Source organism: Bradyrhizobium sp. JYMT SZCCT0180 (genome assembly GCF_018130165.1).
Lineage (GTDB): Bacteria > Pseudomonadota > Alphaproteobacteria > Rhizobiales > Xanthobacteraceae > Bradyrhizobium.
This window is the reverse complement of the sequence record NZ_JAFCLZ010000032.1, coordinates 44,332-69,484: the sequence shown is the minus strand read 5'-3', so window position 1 is coordinate 69,484 and position 25,153 is coordinate 44,332. Positions and strand designations below refer to the sequence as shown.

At 63.0% G+C, this 25,153-nt stretch carries 19 protein-coding genes and 1 pseudogene; 7 read left to right on the top strand and 13 right to left on the bottom strand.

Annotation, left to right across the window (positions count from 1 at the left end):
* Positions 1-229: 229 nt before the first annotated feature.
* From JQ641_RS38270 to JQ641_RS34215, 3 genes and pseudogenes are all read right to left on the bottom strand, one after another.
* Positions 230-520 (bottom strand): annotated as a pseudogene (locus JQ641_RS38270) (SOS response-associated peptidase); the annotation flags it as partial.
* 689 nt (positions 521-1,209) lie between these two features.
* Positions 1,210-2,598 carry an MFS transporter gene (locus JQ641_RS34220; protein WP_212000919.1) on the bottom strand — a complete coding sequence of 463 codons (1,389 nt, stop codon included), beginning with the start codon at positions 2,596-2,598 and terminating at the stop codon, positions 1,210-1,212.
* 6 nt (positions 2,599-2,604) lie between these two features.
* Positions 2,605-3,627: an MBL fold metallo-hydrolase gene (locus JQ641_RS34215; protein ID WP_212000911.1), complete on the bottom strand. Its 1,023-nt coding sequence runs from the start codon at positions 3,625-3,627 to the stop codon at positions 2,605-2,607.
* Positions 3,628-3,831: 204 nt separating this feature from the next.
* On the opposite strand from JQ641_RS34215, the gene JQ641_RS34210 reads away from it, so the two are divergent.
* The 3 genes from JQ641_RS34210 to JQ641_RS34200 all read left to right on the top strand — a co-directional run bounded on the left by JQ641_RS34210 (position 3,832) and on the right by JQ641_RS34200 (position 7,696).
* Entirely contained in the window at positions 3,832-5,094 is a 1,263-nt protein-coding gene (locus JQ641_RS34210) for an MFS transporter (RefSeq protein WP_212000909.1), read from the top strand.
* Positions 5,095-5,251: 157 nt separating this feature from the next.
* Positions 5,252-6,244 (top strand): tripartite tricarboxylate transporter substrate-binding protein, encoded by a 993-nt coding sequence (locus JQ641_RS34205; protein WP_212000907.1) that lies wholly within the window; start codon positions 5,252-5,254, stop codon positions 6,242-6,244.
* A 183-nt stretch (positions 6,245-6,427) separates the two neighbouring features.
* Positions 6,428-7,696, top strand: a complete 1,269-nt coding sequence (locus tag JQ641_RS34200; protein WP_212000905.1) for a S1C family serine protease — start codon at positions 6,428-6,430, stop codon at positions 7,694-7,696.
* 13 nt (positions 7,697-7,709) lie between these two features.
* On the opposite strand, the gene JQ641_RS34195 is transcribed toward JQ641_RS34200, so the two are convergent.
* Positions 7,710-8,174, bottom strand: coding sequence for an Lrp/AsnC family transcriptional regulator (locus tag JQ641_RS34195; protein WP_212000903.1), 465 nt, complete (start codon positions 8,172-8,174; stop codon positions 7,710-7,712).
* A gap of 160 nt (positions 8,175-8,334) precedes the next feature.
* Here JQ641_RS34195 and JQ641_RS34190 point away from each other — a divergent pair, with 160 nt between their 5' ends.
* Positions 8,335-9,348: a 1-aminocyclopropane-1-carboxylate deaminase gene (locus tag JQ641_RS34190; protein ID WP_212000900.1), complete on the top strand. Its 1,014-nt coding sequence runs from the start codon at positions 8,335-8,337 to the stop codon at positions 9,346-9,348.
* A gap of 224 nt (positions 9,349-9,572) precedes the next feature.
* Here the strand turns inward: JQ641_RS34190 and recQ are convergent, their stop codons facing one another.
* From recQ to JQ641_RS34170, 4 genes are all read right to left on the bottom strand, one after another.
* The gene (gene recQ, locus JQ641_RS34185) at positions 9,573-11,435 is read right to left on the bottom strand and encodes a DNA helicase RecQ (protein ID WP_212000898.1); all 1,863 of its coding nucleotides are present in this window, start codon (positions 11,433-11,435) and stop codon (positions 9,573-9,575) included.
* Between the two features lie 82 nt (positions 11,436-11,517).
* A complete protein-coding gene (locus tag JQ641_RS34180; protein WP_212000896.1) occupies positions 11,518-12,894 on the bottom strand; it encodes a vWA domain-containing protein in 1,377 nt (458 codons plus the stop codon).
* Positions 12,895-12,899: 5 nt separating this feature from the next.
* Positions 12,900-13,850, bottom strand: coding sequence for an AAA family ATPase (locus tag JQ641_RS34175; RefSeq protein ID WP_212000894.1), 951 nt, complete (start codon positions 13,848-13,850; stop codon positions 12,900-12,902).
* Between the two features lie 108 nt (positions 13,851-13,958).
* Positions 13,959-14,591 carry an HAD-IA family hydrolase gene (locus JQ641_RS34170; RefSeq protein ID WP_212000892.1) on the bottom strand — a complete coding sequence of 211 codons (633 nt, stop codon included), beginning with the start codon at positions 14,589-14,591 and terminating at the stop codon, positions 13,959-13,961.
* Between the two features lie 113 nt (positions 14,592-14,704).
* Between JQ641_RS34170 and JQ641_RS34165 the strand changes: the two genes are divergently transcribed.
* Complete coding sequence (locus tag JQ641_RS34165; RefSeq protein WP_212000887.1) at positions 14,705-15,466, top strand: S1 family peptidase; 762 nt, start codon at positions 14,705-14,707, stop codon at positions 15,464-15,466.
* A 158-nt stretch (positions 15,467-15,624) separates the two neighbouring features.
* On the opposite strand, the gene JQ641_RS34160 is transcribed toward JQ641_RS34165, so the two are convergent.
* From JQ641_RS34160 to JQ641_RS34150, 3 genes are all read right to left on the bottom strand, one after another.
* On the bottom strand, positions 15,625-17,847 hold the full coding sequence (locus JQ641_RS34160) for an acetate--CoA ligase family protein (RefSeq protein ID WP_212000885.1): 2,223 nt from the start codon (positions 17,845-17,847) through the stop codon (positions 15,625-15,627).
* Between the two features lie 198 nt (positions 17,848-18,045).
* A complete protein-coding gene (locus tag JQ641_RS34155) occupies positions 18,046-18,612 on the bottom strand; it encodes a class GN sortase (protein WP_212000883.1) in 567 nt (188 codons plus the stop codon).
* 217 nt (positions 18,613-18,829) lie between these two features.
* Positions 18,830-21,052, bottom strand: a complete 2,223-nt coding sequence (locus tag JQ641_RS34150) for a marine proteobacterial sortase target protein (protein ID WP_249151082.1) — start codon at positions 21,050-21,052, stop codon at positions 18,830-18,832.
* A 245-nt stretch (positions 21,053-21,297) separates the two neighbouring features.
* On the opposite strand from JQ641_RS34150, the gene JQ641_RS34145 reads away from it, so the two are divergent.
* Complete coding sequence (locus JQ641_RS34145) at positions 21,298-22,062, top strand: helix-turn-helix domain-containing protein (protein WP_192735592.1); 765 nt, start codon at positions 21,298-21,300, stop codon at positions 22,060-22,062.
* 175 nt (positions 22,063-22,237) lie between these two features.
* Positions 22,238-22,447, top strand: a complete 210-nt coding sequence (locus JQ641_RS34140) for a cold-shock protein (protein ID WP_192735591.1) — start codon at positions 22,238-22,240, stop codon at positions 22,445-22,447.
* Positions 22,448-22,557: 110 nt separating this feature from the next.
* Here JQ641_RS34140 and JQ641_RS34135 read toward each other — a convergent pair whose 3' ends face one another.
* Both JQ641_RS34135 and JQ641_RS34130 read right to left on the bottom strand, forming a co-directional pair.
* Positions 22,558-24,105: an acyl-CoA synthetase gene (locus tag JQ641_RS34135; RefSeq protein ID WP_212000875.1), complete on the bottom strand. Its 1,548-nt coding sequence runs from the start codon at positions 24,103-24,105 to the stop codon at positions 22,558-22,560.
* 347 nt (positions 24,106-24,452) lie between these two features.
* Positions 24,453-24,965, bottom strand: a complete 513-nt coding sequence (locus JQ641_RS34130; RefSeq protein ID WP_212000872.1) for a winged helix-turn-helix transcriptional regulator — start codon at positions 24,963-24,965, stop codon at positions 24,453-24,455.
* Between the last annotated feature and the right edge of the window lie 188 nt (positions 24,966-25,153).

Sequence of the window (25,153 nt, the reverse complement as noted above, 5' to 3'; positions counted from 1 at the left end):
CCGGACCGCCTGCCCAACTACCGTAGATGGTATAGAAGTCAGCACGCACAGACAAGTAACGTGCTACTTTACTTCCGCTCGCGCGCTAGTTGCGGGGAAGCCCAAGTTGAAGCAGCGTTGGCGATTGATGAGTTGAGCGTGTATTAAGGCAGATTGAGAGCTCGCGTAAGGCAACTCCGTCGCGCATGGCGAACTCAGGAGAGCGGCATTGAAATCATGTGCCGGTGATTTACCCGACGTGGTGGCTGGGTTGTGCGGCCGCCTTGTCCTCCTTATCGGCCCCGCGCGCCACGATCTGTAGCACGTCATCCGGCAATGGCCGCTGCAGCGTCTTCGCTTCGTCCCCATGGCGCACGCAGCCAGACATCGCGCTCCTCGTCCGTTGTCAGGATCAACGGCATGCCCTTGGCGTGGACCGGCTCGATGACCGCGTTTGCCGCGATCGTCAGGAAGCCGTAGATGAGGTGAGGGCCGGGGATCGGCTTCCACTTGGTGCCCCCCGGTCGCCCTTGAACTCGGTCTAGATACCCGGGGTGGCTTCCGTCGCCGCGGTCCTTACGGACGCGCCGTAGATCGTTTCTCGGGATTAGGTGCCTATTGGAGCAAGAAGGGCCCCGGAGGGTCGGCGTCGGCAAGCAGCTAGGCCTTGCTGCTCGACAATGAGATCGATCCATATGAGGGGACGGGGCCATCGGCAGAGCGCCAGAGAAGTGGCTTAAGTTCGAAGTGCTAGATGGGTTTCGTACTTAGACCCACTTGAGGTAATGGCCGTTCTCGGCCTTCACAGGCGCGTCCTGCGCCCTTGGGTACCAAAATGGCGGCCTAGGGAGGCTCTGGCGGCCGTTGCGCCGCAGCATAATTCATCGGCCGTTGGAAACACGTCGGCCAATTTGGAGAAGGTTCGACGCCAGTTCCTCTCCCTCCGCCACCCGCCTTCGCTTCGGCTTCGGCGCGGCGAGCCCGCGATGAATGCATGCGAAGGTGGGTGCCGCGCCATAGCTGCGGAGCAGCGACGGCGGGCCGCTTCTTCCGCGATTGCTTGGTAATGCCGAGGAACCAACGCCGGAGCATTCGTCTTATTGGCGCATGAAGGCGTCGAAGTCTGCCACGACCGATATCATCGCCGGCCTTGCGCTCGCCATCGCGCTGGGCGCGACCGGCTATTACGGCTATTTGGCGTGGCTGCTGGTGTCGCCGGATTGAGCGTGCCTACGCCTTGCCGATCTTGCGCGGTGCAATCATCAACAGCCCCGCCGCGACAAATGCCAGTACCGCTGCCAGCTGAAACGTCTGCTGGAAGGCTTCGAAGAAGCCGTGCTTGGCTTGCAGAATCTCGAACACCAGAAAGAAAACCGACGCCGCGGTCACGGTGCCGAGCGTTCTCGTGAGGAGCGCAAGGCTGCCGGCAACGCCGCGCTCCGTCAGCGGAAGTGTTGCCGTCACGATGTCCGAATAGGCGAGCTGGAACAGGCCGAGGCCGATACCCTGCACGATCAGCCCTGTCACCCGCAGCGCGGTCGGGGTCTGCGCCGTCCATGCGCCCAGCAGCAGAAGCCCGGCGCCAATGATGGCGGCACCTGCGATGGCCAGCCGCTCCGATGAGAATAGCCGTCCGGTGAGGCGGCCGCCGATCGGCGCTGCCAGTGCAGCACCGGCCGCTCCAGCGGCCAGGATGGCGCCGCCCTCTGTCAGCGTGTAGCCGGGCATTCGCGCCAGATAATAGGGCACCAGCAGCCAGACCGAAAAAGCTGCGAGATTGGCCAGCACGCTGACGAGATTGAGCAGCGCAAAGCCCGGCAGCTTCAGAACTTCCATCGCGATGATCGGTCGTGCCGCGCGGGATTGGCGGAAGGCAAAGCCTGCAAAGGCGAGAGCGGACAGCAGTGCGAGCCAGACGGCGGAAAGCTCTCTGACGCGGTTGATCGCCATCAGCATCGTCACCAGGCCCAGCGCCAGCGCGATGCCGCTCGAAATGTCAAAGCGTTCGCTTGTCAGGCGTGGCGGCGCTGTGGGCAGGCCGCGCAACAGCAGCAGTGCCGCGATCGCGATGGGAATTCGGAACCAGAACACCGCCGGCCAATCCCAGATCGCCGTCAAGGCGCCGCCGAGCAGGGGACCGAGCATCCAGCCCAATGCCATCATCATCGTGTAAGTACCGAGCGCCCGGCTGCGTCGCTCCTCGCCGTAGAGCGACGTCACCAGCGCCACGCCGCAGCTCATCACCAGTGCCGCGCCGATCCCCTGCAGGCAGCGAAACACCAGCATCGTGCCGTAGCTGGGCGCACAGCTGACGAGCAGCAAAGCCACCGCGCTGCAGATCAGGCCGGCCCGGTAGACGACCGCGTGACCGATGGTGTCGCCGATGCGTCCGAGCGCCAACAGCAGGCTGGCGTAGGTCAAGACGTAGCAGATCACCACCCACTGGATGTCGCCGATCGAAAGTTCGAAGCCGCGGGTGATGGCAGGGAAGGCAATATTGACCGACGTGTCGAGCTGCGCCGTCGCCGTGCCCAGCCCGATCATCGCGATCTGCCAGCCCTTCGAGTGGAGCAGGCCGGCTGATATTTTGGGAGGCTCGGGTTCGGTTGCGGAAGACACGTTGTGTTACGCCGGTGCGAAGCTGATCGCACCATTAGCATCGACATCGCGCGTCAATCTGCCGATCGAAGCCAGCATGTTCAGATGCGCAAGCGACTCGCCAAAAGCCTGGCGCGGATTGGCGTACAGCACCCGCGGAAACACTTCCTGTGCGATTGCAAATGCCGTGGACTTGCCCGTGACGACGGATGCCACGTCGTCGAGCCGCACCTGATGATGTTCGCGCAACTGGGCGAGCCGGGCATGCAGCCCGCGAAACGGCAGGCCGTGCGACGGCAGCACCAGCGTATCCGGCGCCAGCGCCTCGAGCCGCGTCAGCGCCTCCAGATACTCCTTCATCGGGTTGGCTTCCGGCTGCGCCGACGGCACGATCACCGACGGCGCCATGTGCGACAGGATTTGGTCGCCGGCGATCAGGAGCTTGTCGCTTTCGCAATAGAACATCGCATGCTCGGGCGAATGTCCGCCCGCCGTGATCACCTGCCAGTTACGCTGCCCCATGGCGATCACATCGCCGTCCCGGATGCGAATGAATTCGCGCGGCGGCCGCAGGCCAAGATAATTCGATGGGCGCTGCGCCTGGATGATCCCGGCGGCGTCCTCGTCGGAGGCGCCGTTCCGCTTCATGAAGGCGGCAAAATGCTCGTCGGGACCCTCTTCGCGCTCATGCCACATCTTCCAGCCGTTGAGCCATTCGGCGAGCGGCATGCGCACCGTGCATTTCATTTCCTTCACCAGATACCCAGCGAGGCCGAAATGATCGAGATGGGCGTGCGTGAAGGTGAGGTTCTGCAACGGACGGGCGCGCAACAGCCCGCGCCAGAGCTTGTCCCAGATCTCAAAACTGTCGTCGGTGTTCAGCCCGCAATCGACCAGCGTCCATCCCGGACCGTTGTCGAGCAGCCAGCAATTGACGTGATTGGGGATCGTCGGCATCGGCAGCCGCACCCAGAACAATCCGGGCAGCACATCGGTCAACTCGCCATAGGCCGGCGGGCGCTGGACCGTGAATTTCAGATCATCGGACATTCGTTTCCCCTGCCGCATAGCTTACGCGATTTCGTCAGGCCATCAACGCCAAAGGGATTTTCATGCCTCCCATGCGGGCTTGGGCAGCAAAATCTTCCATTGGGGCCTTGAGGGAGAGCCGTTTTTCCTAGAGAAGGTGACATGCGGCCTCGCGCGCCCGGCGACGCGCGACGCCTCCCGAGGTCTGTTGGGCAAAAAACAATAATGGATGCACTGAACCCCCAATCAGGGCTCAAGCCGGAAGCTGATCCCGCGCAGGATCTCGACCGGCGCGCGCGTCGCAATCTCCTGCTGCTGGCGTGTTGCCAGGCGGTCGGCCAGTCCTGCAACACCATGATGTTTGCGGCGACGGGATTGTCCGTCATCACCTTCTATCACCATCCCGAGTTCGCCAACCTGCCGGTCACGATGCAGCACCTCGGCGTCATGATCTGGGTATTCCCGGCGGCGCTCCTGATGCAGCGGGTCGGCCGCAGCATCGGCTTTCGCGTCGGCTCGCTGTTCGGCATGGCCGGCGCCATCATCATGTGCGCCGGACTGTACACCGCCAACTTCATGGTCATGTGCGCCGGCGGCCTCGTCCTCGGCTACGCGGTAGCGTGCCTGCAGATGTACCGGTTTGCCGCGGCGGAATTGGTGCCGATCCATTACCGTGCCAAAGCGATTTCGTGGGTCACGGCCGGCGGCGTCGCCGCTGCGGTGATCGGTCCCAGCCTCGTGCGCGTGACGCATGATCTGGTGATGCCGCTTTATCTTGCGACCTATGCCGCCATTCTCGGCCTGCATGTGATCGTCTTTGCGGTCATGTCCTTCATCACCTTCCCCTCGGTCTCGGCTTCGGCCACTGCCGAGGGTGCGGCCGTCTCTTCAGCGCCGCCGCGTCCGCTATGGGTGATTGCCAGCCAGCCGCGCTTCATCGCCTCAGTCATCGCCGGCATGCTGGCGTTCGGCACGATGTCCTTCATCATGAGCGCGTCGCCGCTGGCCATCGTCGGTTGCGGTTTCCCGCATGCGGAAGCCCACTGGGTCATCTTCATGCATGTGCTGGGCATGTTCGTGCCGTCGTTCTTCACCGGCAATCTGATCAACCGGTACGGCGCGACGACTGTGATGGCCTGGGGCGTCATGCTGATGCTGGCCGGCGTTGCTGCCGCGCTCGCCGGGCTGAGCGAATGGAATTTCCGGATCGCGCTCACCGTCAACGGCGTCGGCTGGAATTTCCTGTTCGTCGGCGCCACGACTGTCGTGACGACCTGCTACCGCCCGAGCGAGCGTGGCAAGACCCAGGCGCTGAACGATCTCCTGGTTTTCAGCACCACCGCGACGTCGAGCTTCATGGCGGGGTTTCTGCAGGATCGCTGGGGCTGGCATCCGCTCAACTGGTTTTCGGTGCTGCTGATGCTGGCCGCCGCCGCCGCGGTCCTATGGCTTCGCTACCAGCGCCCGACATTGAGCGCGGCGCACTAGGAATTCCCGCGTCGCATTGTATTTGATTTGCTGACGTACAATCAGCATGATCTGAACTCCCGCGATACCGCCTGCTTTGATGCAGTGCGATTTCGCGGACGCGTGCACGACCGCAAACATGCGGCATGACAAGAAAAACCATGGGAAGGACGCCGTCGTGATCAACCGGCTTTTTAGCAGCGCGCTTATCGGCCTTGGCCTCTTGCTTGCTGCGCTTGTGACGCAGGCCCAGGCGCAATCGTCGCCCAAGACGATAACGCTGGTGGTTCCCTATGCGGCCGGCGGCGGCACCGATACGGTCGCACGCCTGATCGGCGAGCGGATGTCGGGCGCGCTTGGCCAGACCATCATCATAGAGAACGTGGTCGGCGGCGGCAGCACGCTGGCCAACGACCGTGTTGCCAGATCGGCGCCTGACGGCTCCACCATCCTGATCAATCACGTCGCGCTGCTGGCGGCGCCCAGCCTGTTCATCAACCTGCGCTACGACACGGCAACCGCATTCGAGCCGGTCGGCCTCGTCAACAACGCGCCGATGGTGTTGATCGGCCGCAAGTCGATCCCCGGCGCGGGACCGAAGGACTATGTGTCCTGGATCAAGGCGCAGGGCGACAAGGCGAACTTCGCGCATGGTGGTATCGGCACCAACAGTCATTTGTGCGCTGTCATGATGGGCAATGTGCTCGGCTTCAAGCCGACCGTCGTGGCTTATCGCGGATCGGCGCCGGCGATCGGCGATCTCCTGGCGGGGCAGATCGATCTGCTGTGGGACCAGGTGACCAATGCGTTGCCGCAGATTCAGGCCGGAACGCTTCACGGCATCGCCATTACGTCGCCAAAGCGGCTTGAACAGTTGAAAGACGTGCCGACCACCGCCGAACTCGGCATGCCCGAGGTCAGCTACACGATGTGGCATGGGCTCTACGTGGCCAAGGGCACACCCAAGGAGACCGTCGGCGCGCTGAACTCGGCGCTCCGCAAGGCGCTAGCTGACCCGGTGCTGCTGGAGAAGCTGACGCAACTCGGCACCCTGCCATTTCCTGAGAACGAGTTGACGCCCGAGGCGCATGCACGCCTGTTCGCCGCCGACCTGCCGCGGGTGGCAAAGCTGGTTGAAAGCTCTGGCGTCAAGGCGAGCGAAGCGAAATAGGGCGCTGTGCCCCGCAGGTCAATTTCCGGATTGACACGCAGGAGTTGAAAGAACAAAATAGGAACTTGTGGGCTTTGGCTGCACTTCGCGCCGGTCGCGGTGACGCGGCGCTGAAGATTCGCGCAGCGCTTGCGGTTTGATTTCAACGCCTCTTATGATGGACGCTCATTTGAGTGGATCGAAATGAAATTTGCTATCAGAGCAATTGTTGCCGCGTTTGGCCTGATTGCGACGCTTTCAACCTCGGATGCCCGCGGCCCCTATGGCACGATCAATGTCGGTAACTGGAAGGGCGGAGCCTACACCCACGACCAGAGCGGCGCTTTCACGCATTGCGCTGCGGGGGCGCAATACGCCAGCGGCATCTATTTTGCCGTCACGATCGACAATAAAGCGGGATGGAGTCTGGGATTTGCCCACGACGGGTGGGCGTTTGCGAACGGACAGGCATTTCCGATTGTCCTGACGTTTGATGGTCAGACGCCGTTCAATGTCCATGGCGTTCCGCTCTCCGGCAAACTGCTCCAGGTGCCGATGCCGGATAACTCGGCGCTCATTGCGCAATTCCGCAAGGCCAAGACGATGACGGCCTTTACGCAAGGGCAGCTTTTCCAGTTCAAGCTCGATCAGACCGCGCAATTGTTGCCCGCGCTCGCCAATTGCGTGGCTACCGTCAAGAAAGGCGGCGTTGCTGCCGCCGGCGAGTTCGCGGTCGCCCCGAAGCAAGTCGCCGCGGCCGGGCCGGCACAACCGAACGCAGCGCCGCCGAAGGGCGGCAGGTCTGTCAACCAAACGGGTACCGGCTTCGTCGTCAGCGCCTCCGGGCACGTTGTCACCAATCAGCACGTGATCAATGGCTGCGTTGGCGACATCCTCGGAAATTTGACCGGCGAGGCCCCGGTCAAGCTGCGGCTCGTTTCAAGCGATGAAACCAACGATCTCGCGCTGCTGCAGGCGCCGAGCGCCTTCAAGGAAGTGGCGACAATTCGGGGCAAGGCGATCCATTCGGGCGATAGCGTCGTTGCCATCGGCTATCCCTTCCACGGCCTGTTGTCCTCCGATTTCACGGTCACCACCGGGATTGTAAGTTCCCTGAGCGGCATCATGAACGATACCCGCTTCCTGCAGATCAGCGCGGCGGTTCAGCCCGGCAACAGCGGCGGGCCGCTGCTGGACACCAGTGGCACGATCGCCGGAGTGGTTGCAGCAAAACTCAATGCGTTGAAAGTTGCCAGGGCGACCGGCAACATCCCCGAGAACATCAATTTCGCGATCAAGACCGGCGCGCTGCGGGACTTTCTGGACAACAGCGTCGTGCCCTACCAAACCGCCGTCGAGGCAAAGGCCGAGCTGAAGACGTCCGACATCGCGCGTAACGCAAGGGCGTTCACGCTGCTGATTTCCTGCACGGCGACCGAACAGAGTGCGAGCGCGAAAAAATCGAGCGAGTGATCCCGCTCGCTTTTCAAAAATCCAGCGGCGCGTTGTCGACGACTTCCTTCATGACGAAGAAGGTCCGGGTCTGGCGCACGCCCGGCAGTGCGATCAGTTGCTCGCCATGGATGCGGTTGAAATCTTCCATGTCGCCGACGCGGATCTTGAGAAAATAATCGAAATCGCCGGCCACCAGATGGCAGTCGAGGACGAATTTCAGTTTCGCAATCGCGCGCTCGAACGAGGCAAAACTTTCGGGCGTGGAGCGGTCGAGCACGACGCCGACCATGACCAGCGCGCCCTTGCCGACCCTGCGCGGCGCCACCATGGCGCGGACCGTGCTGACAAATCCGTCGTCGAGCAGGCGCTGGGTGCGGCGATGACAGGTAGCCGGGCTGACCCCAACCGCTTCGGCCAGCTCGGCATTGCTGAGCCGTCCGTTATTCTGCAGCAAACGCAACATCTTGAGGTCGATGCGGTCCAGTTGGGTACCCACGGAAGAATCTCTCATAGAACCGGTAGTAGATGGACGAAAACTACCATCTGTGACCATTCTGGCAACAAATCTGTCAAAATCCGGAAGCAACTTAGAGAGCACCTTTCCGCCGTCTGATGATAGGCGTTCCCGCAAGATCAGACATCAACGGGGATGACGCATGCTGGAAAAATTCGAACGCTATCCGCTGACATTCGGGCCGACCCATATCGAGAAGCTGGAGCGGCTGACGCAGCATCTCGGCGGCAAGGTCGAACTCTACGCCAAGCGCGAGGACTGCAATTCGGGGCTCGCCTTCGGCGGCAACAAGCTGCGCAAGCTCGAATACATCGTGCCCGACGCGATCGCTTCCAACGCCGATACGCTGGTCTCGATCGGCGGCGTGCAATCCAATCACACCCGCATGGTCGCCGCCGTTGCGGCCAAGATCGGTATGAAATGCCGCTTGGTGCAGGAAAGCTGGGTGCCGCATGAAGACGCCGTCTACGACCGCGTCGGCAACATCCTGCTCAGCCGCGTGATGGGCGCCGACGTCCAGCTGGTGGATGAAGGTTTTGACATCGGCATTCGCCAGAGCTGGGAAGAGGCGATTGCGGACGTGAAAGCCAAGGGCGGCAAGCCCTATGCAATTCCGGCGGGCGCGTCCGTGCACAAATATGGCGGGCTCGGCTATGTCGGCTTCGCTGAAGAAGTCCGCGCCCAGGAAAAAGAACTCGGCTTCGCGTTCGACTACATCGTGGTCTGTACCGTCACCGGCTCGACCCATGCCGGCATGCTGGTCGGATTTGCAAAGGACGGCCGCGCGCGCAAGGTGATCGGCATCGATGCCTCGTTCACCGCTGCGCAGACCAAGGCCCAAGTGCTCGACATCGCCCGCAACACGGCTTCCCTGGTTGAACTGGGTAAGGAGATCGTCGAGGACGACGTCGTTCTGATCGAAGACTACGCCTATCCCGCCTATGGCGTTCCCTCGGAAGAGACCAAGGAAGCGATCCGGCTTTGCGCGCGGCTCGAAGGCATGATCACCGATCCGGTCTACGAGGGAAAATCCATGCAGGGCATGATCGACCTCGTGAACAAGGGCTATTTCCCCAAGGGATCGAAGGTGCTGTACGCCCATCTCGGCGGCGCGCCCGCGATCAACGGGTACGCCTACACGTTCCGCAATGGGTAAGGCAGCGCGCGCATAGAGCGGGATAAGTCTGGGTTGAAGAGACACGCTCTATCGCGTCATCCCCGGGATGAACGCAATTGCGTTCACCCGTAGGTGCGCGCACTTGCGCGCCTCGAAGGATGAGAAGCGCCCGTGGCCCATCCTTAGAGGCTCGCCCAGCGGTGCAAGTGCACCGCAAGGCTCGCACCTCAGGATGACGTCTGCTGATTCTAAAATCACCTGGCCTAGCACTCCGCGGACTTCACCAGCGCGATGAGCTCGTCGCCATAGTGCTCGAGCTTCTTGTCGCCGATGCCGGGGATGTTGCGCAGTTGGTTGAGCGTCGCGGGGCGGGAGGCGGCGATGCCGTCGATCGTCGAATCGTGCAGCACGACATAGGCCGGCACGCCGCGCTTGCGCGCGATCTCGGAGCGCCAGGCCCGCAGCGACGCCTGCAGGCCGGCATCGGCGGGCGCTCCTTCTCCGGTCGACCGTGGCGCCAGATCGCCGCGCCTTGATTTGGCCCGGCTGGCGCGAACGCGGGTGCCGGCGGGCGCCTCGCGCAGCATCACGGCGGTCTCACCCTTCAGCACGCCGCGCGCGCTCTCCGTCAGCTTCAGCGCGCCAAAGGCTTCGCTATCGGCATGGAGGTGGCCCATGGCGACGACTTGCCGGATCGCGGCACGCCATTGCTTCTCGTTGAGTTCGGCGCCGACGCCGAACACGGATATCTTGTCATGGCCGAATTGCGTGACGCGCTCGGTCATGCGGCCGACCAGCACATCGATCAGATGCATGGCGCCGAAACGCTGTCCGGTGCGATAGGCGCATGACAATATTTTCTGCGCGATCACCTTGCCGTCGAGAAGCTGTGGCGGTGAAAGACAATTATCGCAATTGCCGCAATTGCCGGCGCTGACCGCTTCGCCGAAATAGCCGAGCAGGCGGCTGCGCCGGCAGCCCGCGGTCTCCGCGAGGCCGACCAGTGCATCGAGCTTGCCGACCGACACGCGCTTGAACGCGTCCGAGCCGGTGGATTCGTCGATCATGCGGCGCTGCTGCACGATGTCGGACAGGCCATAGGCCATCCAGGCGCTGGAGGGCTTGCCGTCGCGGCCCGCACGTCCGGTCTCCTGGTAATAGGCCTCGATGCTCTTCGGCAGGTCGAGATGCGCCACGAAGCGCACGTCGGGCTTGTCGATGCCCATGCCGAACGCGATGGTGGCGACGATCACGACGCCGTCTTCGTTGATGAAGCGATCCTGGTTGCGGGAACGCAGACCAGCGTCGAGGCCGGCATGATACGGCAGCGCCGGCACGCCGGCCTTGTTCAATGCCGCGGCGGTATCCTCGACCTTGGCGCGCGACAGGCAATAGACGATGCCGGCGTCGCCGGCATGGCGCTCGCTGATGAAAGCTTTTAGCTGGGCGGGTGCGTTCTGCTTGTCGACGATCTCATAGCGGATATTGGGTCGGTCGAAACTGGCGACAAAGCGCGGCGCATCGGTAAGCTTGAGCCGCTCGGCGATCTCCTGGCGCGTGAGGTCATCGGCGGTGGCGGTCAGGGCGATCCGCGGCACATCGGGGAACCGCTCTGATATGACGGATAGACCAATATATTCGGGACGGAAGTCGTGCCCCCATTGCGACACGCAATGCGCCTCGTCGATTGCAAACAGCGCGATCCTGGCGCGGGCAAGCAGGCCGAGGCAGCGCGGCGTCAGCAGCCGCTCGGGCGCGACGTAAAGCACGTCGAGATCGCCGGCCAATAGCCGCTGCTCGACCTGGTTGGCTTCCTCATACGACAGCGTCGAATTCAGCACCGCGGCCTTGACGCCGGCTTCGAGCAGGCCGGCGACCTGGTCGCGCATCAGTGCGATCAGCGGCGACACCACGATGCCGCAGCCTTCGCGCAGCAATGACGGCAGCTGATAGCACAGCGACTTGCCGCCGCCGGTCGGCATCAGCACCAGGCAGTTGCCGCCGTCCGTGACGTGACGGACGATCTTTTCCTGCTCGCCCCGAAAGGCCGGCAGGCCGAATACGGAGTTCAGCACGGACAGCGCGTCGGGGGCTTTGTCCGGCTTACGGTTAAGGGCTGCTTCCATATCGGCTTCAAAACGGGGTGAACAGGCGGGAATCGGGGTGCGCGAGACGAACAATACAGGATTCAGGCGCCTTGGGGTGGAACTACTGATAGCTCGCCACGATATCCGACACTGCGCGTTCCAGCTGTTGCGCGGTCGAACATTGCCGCACGACGGTGCAGAAGGTCGAATAACGCGGCATTTCCGAGTCGCCCCAGCCCCAGGCCATGCGCCCTTCGGGATTGAGCCACACCAGGCGCTTCGATCGCTCGCCGATACGGCGAAGAATATCCGCGCGAGGGTCGAGATTGTTGCTGCGGGCGTCGCCGAGGATGATCACCGTGGTCTGCGGCGTGATCGCGTTCATCCATTCGTGTTCGAAATCGGCAAAGGAATTACCGTAATCCGACGAGCCGAAGCCGACTTTGGACATGATCTCGGCCATCGCCTCTTCAGGCGATTTGGATTCCAGGATGTCGCTGACCTCGATCAAATGTCCGGAAAAAGCGAACGAGCGGACATCGGAGACCACTTCGTGCAGGCTGTGGATCAGCAGCAGGAAGAAATCGGATACCCGCGCCACCGAACCCGAGACGTCGCACAGCGCAATGATCTTCGGCTTGTCGCGGTGGCGTCGTTTCCATGCGGTGAGGAACGGCACGCCGCCCCAGGCGGCGTTGCGCCGGATAGTCCGGCGCACGTCAAGATGCCCGCGGCGCTGGCGCTTGCGCGGCTTGCTGTAACGCTCGCGCAGGCGGCGCGCGATCTGGCGGATCAGAACCCGCATCTGCGCGACCTGCCGCGGCTCGATCCGCGACAGCGGCGCGTTGCGCAATATCTCGTTGCGCAGATTCTCGGCTTCCTCGCGGCCGTACAGCATCAAGGCCTGCGAGACGGTTTCGCGCACGGTGTCACGCAAGCCGTCCAGCGCCGTCTGCAGCCGTTCCGCCAAGGCGGGATTAGTCGCGGTCAGTGCGTCGAGGTCGTCGCGCAGGCGCTGGATGCCCATCTGGTCGAGGATGCGGCCCGAGAAGATGCCGCGCTGCGTGAAGTAGCGGATGTCGGACAGATATGCGGCATTCGAAGCGTTGGCGATGGCAGCCGCCATCGCGTTGCGGTCCTGCGACAGCAGCATCTGCGCGAGCTGGCCGAGATCCTGGGCCTGGTCGCCGCCATCGGCGTCGCCTTGCGTGTCGGATGCCGCACCGGGGTCTTGCGTGTCCGACTTGTCCGTCTCGCTGTCTTCGGGCGGCGGCTGCGACGGTTCGGGCTGATCGAAGAACAGATCAAAGCACGCGCCGAGCGCCTTCTTCTCGTCCTGGGTCTTAGCGAGCGTGAGGAGGAAGGTGTCGCGCAGCACGGTGCGGTCGCTGAAGCCGACCTTGGAGACCGCGCGCATGGCATCGATGCTTTCGGCCGGCGAGAGCCTGACGCCTGCGCCCCGCGCCGCACGAAAGAAGCGATGCAGGTTTTCTCTCATCCGCTTTATCCGAAGACGACGCTCTGCCGCGATGTCTTGGCGATGAAGGTGGATACCTGGGGCAGTGTGGCCTCGATATCCGCCTCGTACTTCAGCAGCACGTTGAGCGTATCCTTGACGATCTCGCTGCCGAGTTCGGGCGCCTGCAGCAGAACCAGAACCCGCGCCCAATCGATCGTCTCGCTCACCGACGGCAGCTTCTTCAGATCGAGCGAGCGAACCTCATGGATGAAGCCGACCATCTGCTTGCGCAGCGTCTGCGAAATTCCGGGCACGCGGCTTTCGACGATACGCTCCTCCAGCTTCTGCTCGGGGAAGCCGATGTGTAAATGGAGGCACCGCCGCTTCAGCGCGTCGCCGAGATCGCGTTCGCTGTTCGAGGTCAGGATCACGGTCGGCGCGGCGATGGCGGTAACGGTGCCGAGTTCCGGAATCGTGACCTGGAAATCGCTGAGGATTTCCAGCAGCAGCGATTCGAACTCAGCGTCCGACTTGTCGATTTCGTCGATCAGGAGCACGCAGCCGGCAGGTTGTTCCAGCGCCTGCAGCAGCGGCCGCGGTTCGACGAATTCCTTGGAGAAGAACACGTCGCCGAAATCATGCAATTGCGCCAGCGCGTCGTGCAGCGTTTCGGCGCCGCCGAGCACTTCGCCGAGCTTGTCCTTCAGGATCTGCGTGTACAGCAGCTGCTTGGCGTATTTCCACTCGTAGAGCGCCTTGGCTTCGTCGAGGCCCTCGTAGCATTGCAGGCGGATCATCTTCAGCCCGCGCCACGCCGCGATCGCCTTCGCAAGCTCGGTCTTGCCGACGCCGGCGGGACCTTCGACCAAAATGGGCTTGTCGATCTGCTGCGACAGATAGACCGCGGTCGCGATCTGCCGGCTCGCAATATAGCCCTGCGCGGCAAGGCCGCTTTCCACTGCCTCGATCGAGGCGGTCGGCCCTTTGTCAGCCACGGGTTTCAACTCCGAAATTCACTGGATTTCAAAGTGTTCTGCCCCCGTTCCCTGCAAAGAACAAGCCTCGTTTGGTCATATGCAGGCGGCAAATTCGGCTAATTCCGCCTAGCGCAATGTGAGCCCGGTCGCCGTCTCCAGCTCCGCGATCGCCTGCGCCGCATTGAGCACCTTGATCGTGGTCATGCCCATCTGCCGCGCCGGCTTCAGATTGACGCCGAGATCGTCGAGATAGACGCAGTTTTTGGGATCGACCTGCAGCGTTTCGACCATCATCTGGTAGATGCGCGGGTCGGGCTTGCGCAGGCCGATCTTGGCGGACTCGATGACATGATCGAATAGCACCATGACTTCGGCGACATAGAGCGAGCGGCCGCTGTGGCTGCCGATCGCGTTGGCCGGAAGGTTGTTGGTGATGCAGCCGGTCTTGAACTTGGCCTTCACGCGTTTGAGCGCCTCGACCATTTCGGGGCGCAGGTCGCCCGAGAGCAGCGGCAACACGTCCCTGCCGCGAACCTCGGCGCCCAGCGCCTTCGATTCCGTTGCGAACAGCGCATCGAAGGCTTCGATGTCGACTTCGGCGCGCTCGAACTTCGCCCAGGCGTTTTCCAGATGATTGGCGGCGTTGGTGCGCCGGATGATGTCGGCGGGCAGTCCGCGCTCGGTCTCGAACCGCGTAAACGCCTCGAACGGCGAAGTGGTCAGCACCCCGCCAAAATCCCAGATCACCGCCTCGACCATTATTTCCCCGCCATATCAATACGCGACGGAGGAGCGGCTAACACGGAATGCCCTTCTGAGCCAGTCCGATCCGCGGCTTGGCGATGTCGGTTGCGCGGGGTATTGCTGCGGCCATGAAAGTCCTCGCTCGAATAATTGCCAGTCTTGCGCTGCTGGCGGCCGCACCCGCTTACGCCATCGTGGGCGGTGGCGCGCCATCTGCCGACGGTGTCGGTCGATCGGTCGTCACCATTGTCGGTTCCCGCGGCAACTTCTGCACCGGCGCGGTGATCGCGCCCAAAATCGTGCTGACCGCGGCACACTGCGTGCAGCCCGGTGCCGATTACAAGATCGTCGAATATGGCGCGGACAAGCAGCCTTCGTTGCAGGACGTCAAGAGCGTCGCCATTCATCCCGGCTTCAAGATGCAGGCGATGCTGGCGCACCGGGCGACGGCCGATGTGGCGCTGCTGCAACTGGGTTCTCCTGTCAAAGGCAAGACGCCGTCGACGCTCGGCATGCCCAACATTCCGATTCTCGTCGGCAGCCGCTTTACGATCGCCGGCATCGGCGTCACGACGCGCGGCGACGGCAAGAGCGGCGGCACCATCCGCGCCGCCGGATTGGTCGCAACCGGCAAGCCAGGGACGCTGCAGATTCGGCTGGTCGATCCCGTGAGCCAGGGCACCCGCGACGGGCTCGGCGCCTGCACGGGAGACTCTGGTGGGCCGGTGTTCGAGGACAAGCAATCAGGTCCTGTTATCGTCGGCGTCGTCAGCTGGTCGACCGGAGCCAATAGCTCGGCCGGTTGCGGCGGGCTCACCGGCGTCACGCCGCTGACGCTCTACCGCGACTGGCTGGTGCAGACCGCGCGGCAATGGGGCGCGGGGTTGTGAGCTTTACTTAACCTCGCCCCGCTTGCGGGGAGAGGTCGGATCGCTCTTGCGATCCGGGTGAGGGGGTACAGGTCTTTCAGTTAGCACCGCCGCTGCGGATAGAGCCCCTCACCCCAACCCTCTCCCCGCAAGGGCGGGGCGAGGGAGGAGAGGCACCGTCAGTGCCCCGCCGCCTTGTTGGCCGCGGCGTTGTTGAGCACGATCAGGCCGTCGACGGCGACGCCGACCTTGCTGTTGATCAGGAACGGATTGACGTCGATCGACGCAATGCGGGTTCCCGCGTCCGCCATCAGATTGGATAGCCCAACCAGCGCCTTCACCGCGGAAGCCTCGTGCAGCGCGGGCTTGCCGCGATAGCCTTTCATCTTGACGCCTGCCTTGGTCTTGCCGATCAGTTGTTTCGCCTCGTCGGCATCGAGCGGCGCGCCGGCGAGCGCCACGTCCTTCATCAGTTCGATATCGACGCCGCCGGTGCCGAACAGCACCACGGGGCCCATTTCGGCGTCGAGCGAGGCGCCGACCACGAGTTCGAAATCGGACTTGACCTGCTGCGCGATCAGAATGCCTTCGAGCTTCGGCTTGTTCTTCAGCTTCCTGACCCGCGCGGTGATGTCGTTGAACGCCTTCTTCACCTCGGCGGCATTGTTGATGTTCAGCACCACACCGCCAATGTCCGACTTGTGCAGGATCTCGGCGCTGACCACCTTGGCGACCACGGGGAAACCGATCTTCTTGGCGATCTTCACTGCGTCCGCCGCGGTCTGCGCGATCTCTTCCTTCGAGACCGGAATGCCGTAGGCCTTCAGCAGTTTCTTCGAGGCGACTTCGTCGAGCGCCGCGGCGCCGTTGGCGCTCTTTAGCGTCTTCTCCAGCACGGCACGGGCGGAAGCCTTCGAACTCGACGCGATCTCCGGCACGACTTTGCGCAAGCTCGCATATTCGATCAGCGACTTGATCGCGCCCACCGCGCGGTCAAGGCCTTGCATGACCGCGATGTTCGGCAGCGACTTGCGCAGGCCCTTGGTGAACTCGGTAAAGCCGATCGACATCGCGCTGATATAGACCACGGGCTTGCTGGCGGCGCCCGCCATGTCGTTGACGATACGCAGATTGCGCTCGCGCAGTTCATGCGGCGCCTTCGGCAGTTCGGCGTCGATGATCACGATATCGGTGTCGGGATCGTCGATCATGATCTTGATCGACTGCATGTAGACGGAGGGATCGACCACGGCGGCAAATCCGGCGTCGAGCGGATTGCCGACGATGCTGCCCGGTCCGAGCATCTTTGCGAGCTTCTCGGTCGCGTCCGCGCTCAGCGGCGCGAAGGCGAGCCCGGCTGAATCGAACGCGTCGATCAAGAGGCCGCGCTTGCCGCCCGACAGCGACACCGCGGCGAGGCGATTGCTCTTCGGCGGTTCGGCATGCACGAAACATTCGGTGGTCTCGATCAGTTCATCGAGGCCGCGAACGCGGATCACGCCTTCGCGCGTCGAGATCGCATCGAAGGTTTGGATCGAGCCGGCCAGCGCGCCGGTATGCGCCATCGCCGCCGCACGGCCGCCCTCGGAGGCGCCGAGCTTGAGCGCGATCACCGGCTTGCCGGCGGCACGCGCCGCCTTGCAGGCCTCGCGGAACACTTTGGTGTTCCGCACGCCTTCCAGATAGACCACGATGACGCGGATCGAGGGATCGGCCGCGAAATAGGCCATCAGATCCGGCGTCTCCAGCCCGGTCTCGTTGCCGGTCGTGACCATGTAGCCGACACCGACGCCGCGATCCTCCAGCGCCTGCCGGATCGCCATCACGATCGCGCCGGATTGACCGGCGATCGCGACGGGACCGGCTTCCATCGTCACGATGCGGTCGTCGATATTGGTGAACAGGTTTTCGCCCGCGCTCAGATTACCGAGGCAATTCGGGCCGGTGACTGCCAAGCCGGTTTCACGCACCGCCTCTTTCAGTTCGACCGCCAGCCGCTGGCTTTCGGCGTCCTGCAACTCGCTGAAGCCCGAGGTGACGATGGTGGCGGAACGCGCACCGGCCGCCGCGGCGTCGCGGATCACCTGCACCGCGAAACGCGCCGGCACCAGCACCAGCACGTGGTCGGGCTTTTCCGGCAGGCTGGCGAAATCCTTGTAGCAAGGTACGCCCCAGATCGTTTCGCGCTTGGAATTAACGGGGAACAGTTTGCCCTTATATTGATACTTGACCAGATTGTTCCAGATGCGCTCGGCGTAGTTCCCGGGCTTGTCGGTCGCGCCGACCAGCACGATGTTGCGCGGGTGCAGCATCGCATGGATGCTTTTGACGATGTCGCTGGCGTCGGACGAGGGCGACCAGTTTTCGGCCGAATGCTGCGCGTTGACTACCCGAGCTTCCATGGAGCGTGCCCTTACCTTGTTGTTTCCTTTGGCAGACGGCGATCTCGTGCGAGCGCTTCGGCCATGCGTTTTCATTCTTTCTATTGAGACTTGAGGAGGGTGGCAACACGCGTTGGCCCGATAGCGCCCTTCGCGTAGCGCACGATATCCCGGCAGGCGGAGTATTTGTCGCGTCCCGGGATTGACGGGCGGATGAACTCAGGGAACAGGCCCGATCATGGTGGCGTGCAGGAGATAGCGATCCGGCCCTGGCGTCAGCGCCTCGAACGGCCAGCAGGTCGACAGCACCAGCTGATATCCGTCGCGCAACGGATCGATGCCCGAAGCATCGAAACGCACGATCGAGGTCGAATCGGCGCGATATCGGAATTTCTTGCCGTCGCGGCGCGTGACGTCGATCTCGTCGCCGATGGCGACACTTTGCAGGAAGCGGAAGTGCGTATCGCGGTGCGCGGAGTAGACCGCCACGCCGCGTTCGCCCGCATCGGGCGTGTTCTCGACATGACCCGGCCCGAACGCGAGCGCCTGGCCGCTGCTGCCGGCCAGCACGATGGTGCTGGCATGGATCCGCTTTATTTCGATGCGGGCCACCGGCCAGATATCCGCCCATGACCACGGTTTTGTCTCGCGACCGGTGGCGATGGATTCAGTGAAGGCGCGCTCGAGCAGGATTTGCGCGAGCAGCGCCTTGGCGTGGATGTAGCCGCCCTGGCCGAACAGGATGAGGCCGGAGAGTGCGAGGAGGAGAGGGAGGATGCGGCGCATTTGGGAACCTCCCGTCATTGCGAGCGTAGCGAAGCAATCCATACTTTCTTTGCCGCGAGGTGGATTGCTTCCGCCTTCGCTCGTTGAGCTACGGCGGACAAGTCGCTTCGCTCGCAATGACGACGGTGAGGAAAAAGTCGCGCGCGCGACCCTGGGGGACGGAGGGCCGCGCGCGCATTCGGGAGGAGCTTGGGGGGCCTCCTCCGTCAAGGGGGCGTCAGGGGATCAACGCCTGGCGCCGATTGAACGCGAACAGGGCAAGACTGAATATGAGGAAGATCACACCCAGGATCATTTTCAGCTCGGCGTCGGTCGCCGTCTTCGGGAGCTGGACCGTGCTTGGCGTTGCCGTGACCGCAGGGGCGGCGCGTTTCAATGCCGCAACCTGAACCCTGGCCTCGCCGGCCTCGGCGCGACGTTCCGTCGGCGCGACCGGCAGGCGTTGGCGTTCACCGAACACTTTGGCGAAATCCCAACCGGCCGGCAGGTTGATCGGCAGTTCCGAGACCTTCAGCGGCTCGCCTTCGGGACGGCTCGGCGTCTTGTCGACCGCAACGAGGCTGGTCAGTCGCGTCACCAGTTGATGATCGAGCGCCAGCGCGAGGATTGTCTTGTCGGCATCCTCCGGGCTCTCCTGCCGCGTGGTGCGCGCAACTTCGGCGTCGGCAATCTTGCGCCGCGCCCACAGTTTCGACAGGCCCTTGCCCTCGGCCGCATTCGCCAGCGGAAGCGTCACCACCCACGGACGGTCGCCGATCCGGCCCTTGATCTCGACCGAGCCGGCGAGCTTGTCGAGCTTGGCGGCAAGGATCAGCGGCTCATCGCGGTAGAGGTCCGGGATCGCCGATGGCGTGATGTCAGCCGCTGCATCGGAGAATTTGGCGGTGAGATTCGTCACCGCGGGATTCTCCAGCTTGGAAAACAGCCCGCGCATGCGCTCCTCGACCTGCTCCACCGAGCCGATATGGGTGAAGGCACCGCGGCCCAGTTCGGCGGCGCGCGTCATCAGATGGGTGTTTGGCGCGGAGCCGATGCCGACCATGAAGATGCGCGAGCGGCCACGCAGCGCGTTGATGGTCTCGAACAATTGCTGCTCATTGCCGATCGCGCCGTCGGTCAGGAACACGACCTGACGGACATAGTTGGTATCGCCGCCGGGGGCGGTGTCGCTGAGCGCGGCGCGCATCGCCGGCACCATTTCGGTGCCGCCATTGGCCTGCAGCGCGCCGACGAACGAGGTGGCCTGACCGACTCGCTCGCGGTCAGCCGGCACCGAGGCCGGGAACAGCATCTCCATGGTGTGATCGAAGCGAATCACGTTGAAGCGATCGGTGGGCTGCAGGCGGCCGAGCGCGTAAGTGAGGCTGGCCTTGGCCTGGATGATCGAGACGCCGCCCATCGAGCCGGAATTGTCGATCACGAAGATCACCTCGCGCGGCAGCGGCTTTTTGTCGTTCTGTTCGACCGAAGGCGGTGTCACGAAGGCGAGCAGATAATCATTGCCGCCGACATGTTCACGGAACAGGCCGACCGACGGCGCCTTCTCCGCGGCAGGCTTCCAGGTCAGCTCAAAATCGCGATCCGCCGGCACCGCGCCTTCGGCGAGCTTGATGATGAACGTGCTGCCGTCTGGGCTTTCGGTCTTGACGGTGTGATGATGGCTCTTGATCTCGCCGAGCGGGAAGCCGGCCTGCAGCCGCACCGTGATGCTGGTCGGATTGACCGGCGCGTTGGTCGCGGGGTCGAGCACGTGCGGAGAGATGCGGTCGCGGTCCGGCACTGGATCGGATTTGCTGGCGCCCCAGCCACCGTTACCGGGCCGGAAGTCGACGCTCTGCACGACAGGTGCGGGATTGTAGCGCGGTCCGATCACCATCGGCAGCCGCAGCGAGAATTCATTGCCGCTCTGTTGCACCGGCTCCTGATACTCGATCTGCACCAGCACGGTTTCGCCGGGGCCGATATTGGCGACCGAGTTGGTGAAGATGTTCGGTCGCTCCTGTTCGGTCAGCGCCGCCTTCTGTCCGTTGCGTGCCGCCTGCTCATAGATGATGCGGGCCTGTTGCCGCTCCTTGATGTCGCCGACGATGACGCGGTCGCCGACCACCATCTTCAGCGTATCGACGGCGCCGCCGGACGGCAGCGGATAGACGTAAACCGCCTCGACCCAGTCTTGTGTCGGGTTGCGGAACACTTGCGTGACGCGGGCGCGGACCGTAGGGCCGGACACGGTGATATCGACATCGATGCCGAGCCGCGAGGCGTCGGCATAGCCGTCTTCGGTTTTCAGCAGCAGCGAACCGGAACGGGCGTCGCCGGGCTTGAGGAAGGCGGTCTGCGTGCGCTCGGCGGACCAGGCCGGCAAACTCAAAAATAAGGCCGCAAATCCGATCAGGAGTGCGGCGGCGCCTTCAAAGGCGAAGAACAGGATTACGCGCATTTTGCGCGACAGGCGCGATCGCCTGTCGGGCTGGATTTCACCGCAAATCATCATTTCCTTCACTCCGTGCGACGTGTTCGTCGTGGGAAGGAATCTCCGGTAACGCGCTGACTGGCGCGAGCGGAATGATCGGCCTTGTTCAGCCCGACGCCAGCGCCGTGCGCCACGGCAGGGGCGGCTTTGTGCGGGTTTGTGATGGATTGTGCGTCTGGTAGACTGCCCAAACAGGCCGAACAGGGGTGACGATGCCGACGCCGGACAAGCAGCTTTCCGCCGAACAAAGCCGGCAGATCGCCGATACCATTCGGGAGGAGATCGCCCGCCGCCGCATCTCCCGCCAGTCGCTGGCCGAGCTCGCAAAACTCAGTCTTTCGACGCTGGAGAAGGTGCTCGGCGGCCGCCGTCCGTTCACGCTCGCGACCACGGTCCGGCTCGAACAGGCGCTCGGCGTATCCCTGCGCAAGACGCCTGACGCGCCGGCGCCGGCCGCACCGGTCAATGGCGACATCGCGCCGGATGGGTTGGGTGCTTATTCGCGCCGCGCGGTGGCGTGGATCGAAGGCGCCTATGTCACGATACGGCCGTCGTTCGGCGACAAGGACGCGATCTTCGCCTACCTCACCGAGATTGTCTGGAGTGATGCGGCTTCATCGCTCGTATTCCACGAAGGCGAGCGGCAAGATGCCCTGTACACCCAGTTCGGCGAAGTCGCGGTGCCGAACCAGTCCGGCCACATCTATCTCGTCACCAACCGGAACGGTCAGCATCGCCTGATCACGGTGGCGCGCGTGGCCATATCTGGCGAAATGTACGGCATCATCACCACGCTGCTGGCGGGGCGCGGCTCCATGCTGACGCCGATTGCCGCTCCGATCGCGTATGTCCCGATCAAGATGGTCGCAAACCCGAGTTTTGGGCGCATTTCGTCCGATAATGCCAATTATGCGCTGTATCGCGAACGTCTGCGGCGGACGATCGACGAGCCGTTTGCCATGTTTTTACCCGGTTAACTGTTGCGCCCTTGTATTTGCCACAATCGTCGCCTATATCCCATCTATTCGAATTGTCGTTTGCCTTGTTGACTACGCCGACACCGGCCCATCCCCAAGACATCGTTGAAATCGGATCAAGCTCACGCGGAGGTCGTGTGAGCAAAGCGCATTTGCGCATCTTGGAGATAGTTACATGGCTACCGGAACAGTTAAGTGGTTTAACGCGACCAAGGGTTTTGGCTTCATTCAGCCCGACGATGGCGGAACGGACGTGTTCGTTCACATCTCGGCTGTCGAACGCGCAGGCCTGAGCTCGCTCAACGAAGGTCAGAAGATCTCGTTCGAAGCGAAGAAGGACCCGATGCGCGGCAAGACCAGCGCTGAGAACCTTCGCGTCGACTAAAGGTTGTCGCTGATTACGGATTACCACGGATGTACTGGGATCCTCTAATCAGCCTCTGAGACAAGGGCCCGCCGGTGATGAACCGGCGGGCTTTTCGTTTGTCGGCGCGATCACGAGGCAATGGCCTTGTCGGTCGGCTTCGAAACGCTGAAATTCTTTCGCAGCGTCGGCTTGTGAATCTTCCCTGTCGCGTTGCGCGGCAGGGCGTCGACGAACTCGATCAGCCGCGGGCATTTGAACCGCGCCAGATTGGCCTGGCAATGCGCGTGGATTTCGTCGGCTGACAGCGTATGGCCGGGCTTCACGGCCACGATCGCCATGCCGACTTCGCCCCATTGCTCGTTCGGGATGCCGATCACGGCGGCTTCGGCGATAGCCGTCAATTGATGCAGCACACTCTCGACTTCGGCCGGATAGACGTTCTCGCCGCCGGAGATGTACATGTCCTTCCAGCGATCGACGATGTAGTAGAAACCCTCTTCGTCGACGCGCGTGGCGTCGCCGGTGTGCAGCCAGCCATCGGTGAAGGATGATTGATTGGCGTCCGGCCTGTTCCAGTAGCCGGGCGTGACGTTCGGTCCCTTGACCCAGAGTTCACCCAGCTCGCCGACATCGGCGTCTGACCCATCAGGGCGAACGATCCGCACTTCCGTATGCAGCACCGGCTTGCCGGAGGAGCCGGCCTTGCGCGCGGCGTCCTCCTTGTCGAGCGTCAGCACCGCGGGGCTGGTCTCGGTCATGCCGTACCCCTGCTGCAGGGCGACGCCGCGGGCTTCCCATATTTTCAACAGCGGCACCGGCATCGGCGCGCCGCCGACACCGCCGATCACGAGCCGGCTGAAATCGGCTGCAGCAAACGACGGATGCTGCGACATGAACTGGTAGATCGCGGGCACGCCGAAGAACTGGTTGATGCCTTGGGAGGGATCGCTGATCAATTGCAGCGCGAGCGCTGGATCGAACGCGCGCATGATCAGCACGGTGCCGCCGGCGTGCAGCACGGGATTGGTGTAGCAATTCAGCCCGCCGGTGTGGAACAGTGGCAGCACCGTGAGCTGCACCGACGACGGCGAGATGTACGCGGGACCGCCGAGATTGACGCAATTCCAGAACGTCATGCCGTGGGTAATGATCGCGCCCTTCGGCTGGCCCGTGGTGCCCGAGGTGTACATGATGGTCGAGATGTCATCGAGCGTGACCATCTCGGCGCGATCGAGGGGTTTCGACGCGGCGATCGCTGCCTCATAGGAGCCGCCGGGACCGAGCAGCAGTGCCGATGAAACGTTGCAGAGTTTGGCGACCGATAGCGCGACCTCGGCAAGGTCCGTGTCGTGGATCATGACTTTGGGCGAGGCATCGCCGACAATGAACTGTAGCTCGGGAACGGTGAGGCGGGTGTTGAGCGGCAGGAACACGGCGCCGATCCGGAAGCAGGCGAACTGCACCTCCAGCGTATCTGACGTGTTCAGTGCCAGCACCGCGACCCGGTCGCCGCGCGCGATCCTGAGTTTGTCGCGCAGATGCGTGGCGAGCAGCGAGATCCGCGCATCAAACTCCGCATAGGAAAGCCGGCGCTGGCTGGCGAGGTCGATCGCCGCGATTTTATCCGGCGTGCGGCGGCCAAAATGGGCGATCCAGTCGTAATAGCGGACGGACAAGGTTTCCTCCACGTCCGGCGGTCTCGTGCTGCCGGTTTTGCTTGATGGCATTCTAGCAGTTGAGAGGTCATCTGGGGATGCTGTCTTGCGTGGAGTGGCTGGGATGGGGTGGTTGGACAGCAGCACCGACGCACCAGCCGGTTTAGATAGATCGTGCGTCGTCCCGGCGAAGGCCGGGACCCATACCCCGCGGCACTCGTTGTTGCAGAAGGTCTCTAACGCCAGCATTCTCGCCGATGGGCTGCGGCGTATGGGTCCCGGCCTTCGCCGGGACGACAGGGATAGAATCACGCAAACACAGCTTCGCACTCTCGCGGCTCAAATGCCCGAGACTTGCTTTCGATCTCCTACCTCGATCGCGCGGGTGATGCGCTCGCGCGAGCGGCCAACTCTTCTGCTGCGCCTTCCGCGGCGCCTGGTCCGGCGTGCACATGGACCTCCTTGGCGCGGATCGGCTGGCCGCACTCGGAGCAGACCAGCACCGGATCGAACACCTTGCCGCAATTCTTGTGCTCGTGAAGCAGGGGGCGGCCGCGCTCATCCACCATGTGAACGTCGCCCCAATGCACGATCGCCATCATGACCGGATATAAATCCAGTCCCTTCTGCGTCAGGATATATTCGTAGCGCGCAGGCTTGTCCTGATACGGAGCCCGGCGCAGCACGCCGAAATGAACGAGTTTCTTCAGCCGATCGGCCAGAATGTGCCGTGGCGCGCCGAGCCGCGACTGAAACTCCTCGAACCGCCGCACACGCAGGAAGCAGTCGCGAAGGATCAACACGCTCCAGCGATCGCCGATGACGGCGACCGTCCTGGCGACCGAGCACTGTTCCTGCTCAAGCGAATCCCATCGCGCCATTTGTCCTCGAAACAGCTGATTTTCCAACGCGTTCGATTGCCATCCATATAACATTCGAAAATCGAATTAAAGGAAATCATGGCTGCCAGGTTGACCTTTGTTTCCTTATATCCTGAAATTTATTGACAGTTCGATTTTCGAACTATATGCCTCTCATCCGAAACGGAGCCATTTCGGGCTCCTTGAAA

Excerpts from the sequence above, each read along its gene's own strand:
- recQ (WP_212000898.1), bottom strand. The coding sequence starts at position 11,435 with ATGGAAGCAGCCCTTAACCGTAAGCCGGACAAAGCCCCCGACGCGCTG.
- JQ641_RS34140 (WP_192735591.1), top strand. The coding sequence starts at position 22,238 with ATGGCTACCGGAACAGTTAAGTGGTTTAACGCGACCAAGGGTTTTGGC.
- JQ641_RS34180 (WP_212000896.1), bottom strand. The coding sequence starts at position 12,894 with ATGAGAGAAAACCTGCATCGCTTCTTTCGTGCGGCGCGGGGCGCAGGC.
- JQ641_RS34210 (WP_212000909.1), top strand. The coding sequence starts at position 3,832 with ATGGATGCACTGAACCCCCAATCAGGGCTCAAGCCGGAAGCTGATCCC.
- JQ641_RS34200 (WP_212000905.1), top strand. The coding sequence starts at position 6,428 with ATGAAATTTGCTATCAGAGCAATTGTTGCCGCGTTTGGCCTGATTGCG.
- JQ641_RS34215 (WP_212000911.1), bottom strand. The coding sequence starts at position 3,627 with ATGTCCGATGATCTGAAATTCACGGTCCAGCGCCCGCCGGCCTATGGC.
- JQ641_RS34160 (WP_212000885.1), bottom strand. The coding sequence starts at position 17,847 with ATGGAAGCTCGGGTAGTCAACGCGCAGCATTCGGCCGAAAACTGGTCG.
- JQ641_RS34150 (WP_249151082.1), bottom strand. The coding sequence starts at position 21,052 with ATGCGCGTAATCCTGTTCTTCGCCTTTGAAGGCGCCGCCGCACTCCTG.
- JQ641_RS34165 (WP_212000887.1), top strand. The coding sequence starts at position 14,705 with ATGAAAGTCCTCGCTCGAATAATTGCCAGTCTTGCGCTGCTGGCGGCC.
- JQ641_RS34155 (WP_212000883.1), bottom strand. The coding sequence starts at position 18,612 with ATGCGCCGCATCCTCCCTCTCCTCCTCGCACTCTCCGGCCTCATCCTG.
- JQ641_RS34190 (WP_212000900.1), top strand. The coding sequence starts at position 8,335 with ATGCTGGAAAAATTCGAACGCTATCCGCTGACATTCGGGCCGACCCAT.
- JQ641_RS34170 (WP_212000892.1), bottom strand. The coding sequence starts at position 14,591 with ATGGTCGAGGCGGTGATCTGGGATTTTGGCGGGGTGCTGACCACTTCG.
- JQ641_RS34130 (WP_212000872.1), bottom strand. The coding sequence starts at position 24,965 with ATGGCGCGATGGGATTCGCTTGAGCAGGAACAGTGCTCGGTCGCCAGG.
- JQ641_RS34145 (WP_192735592.1), top strand. The coding sequence starts at position 21,298 with ATGCCGACGCCGGACAAGCAGCTTTCCGCCGAACAAAGCCGGCAGATC.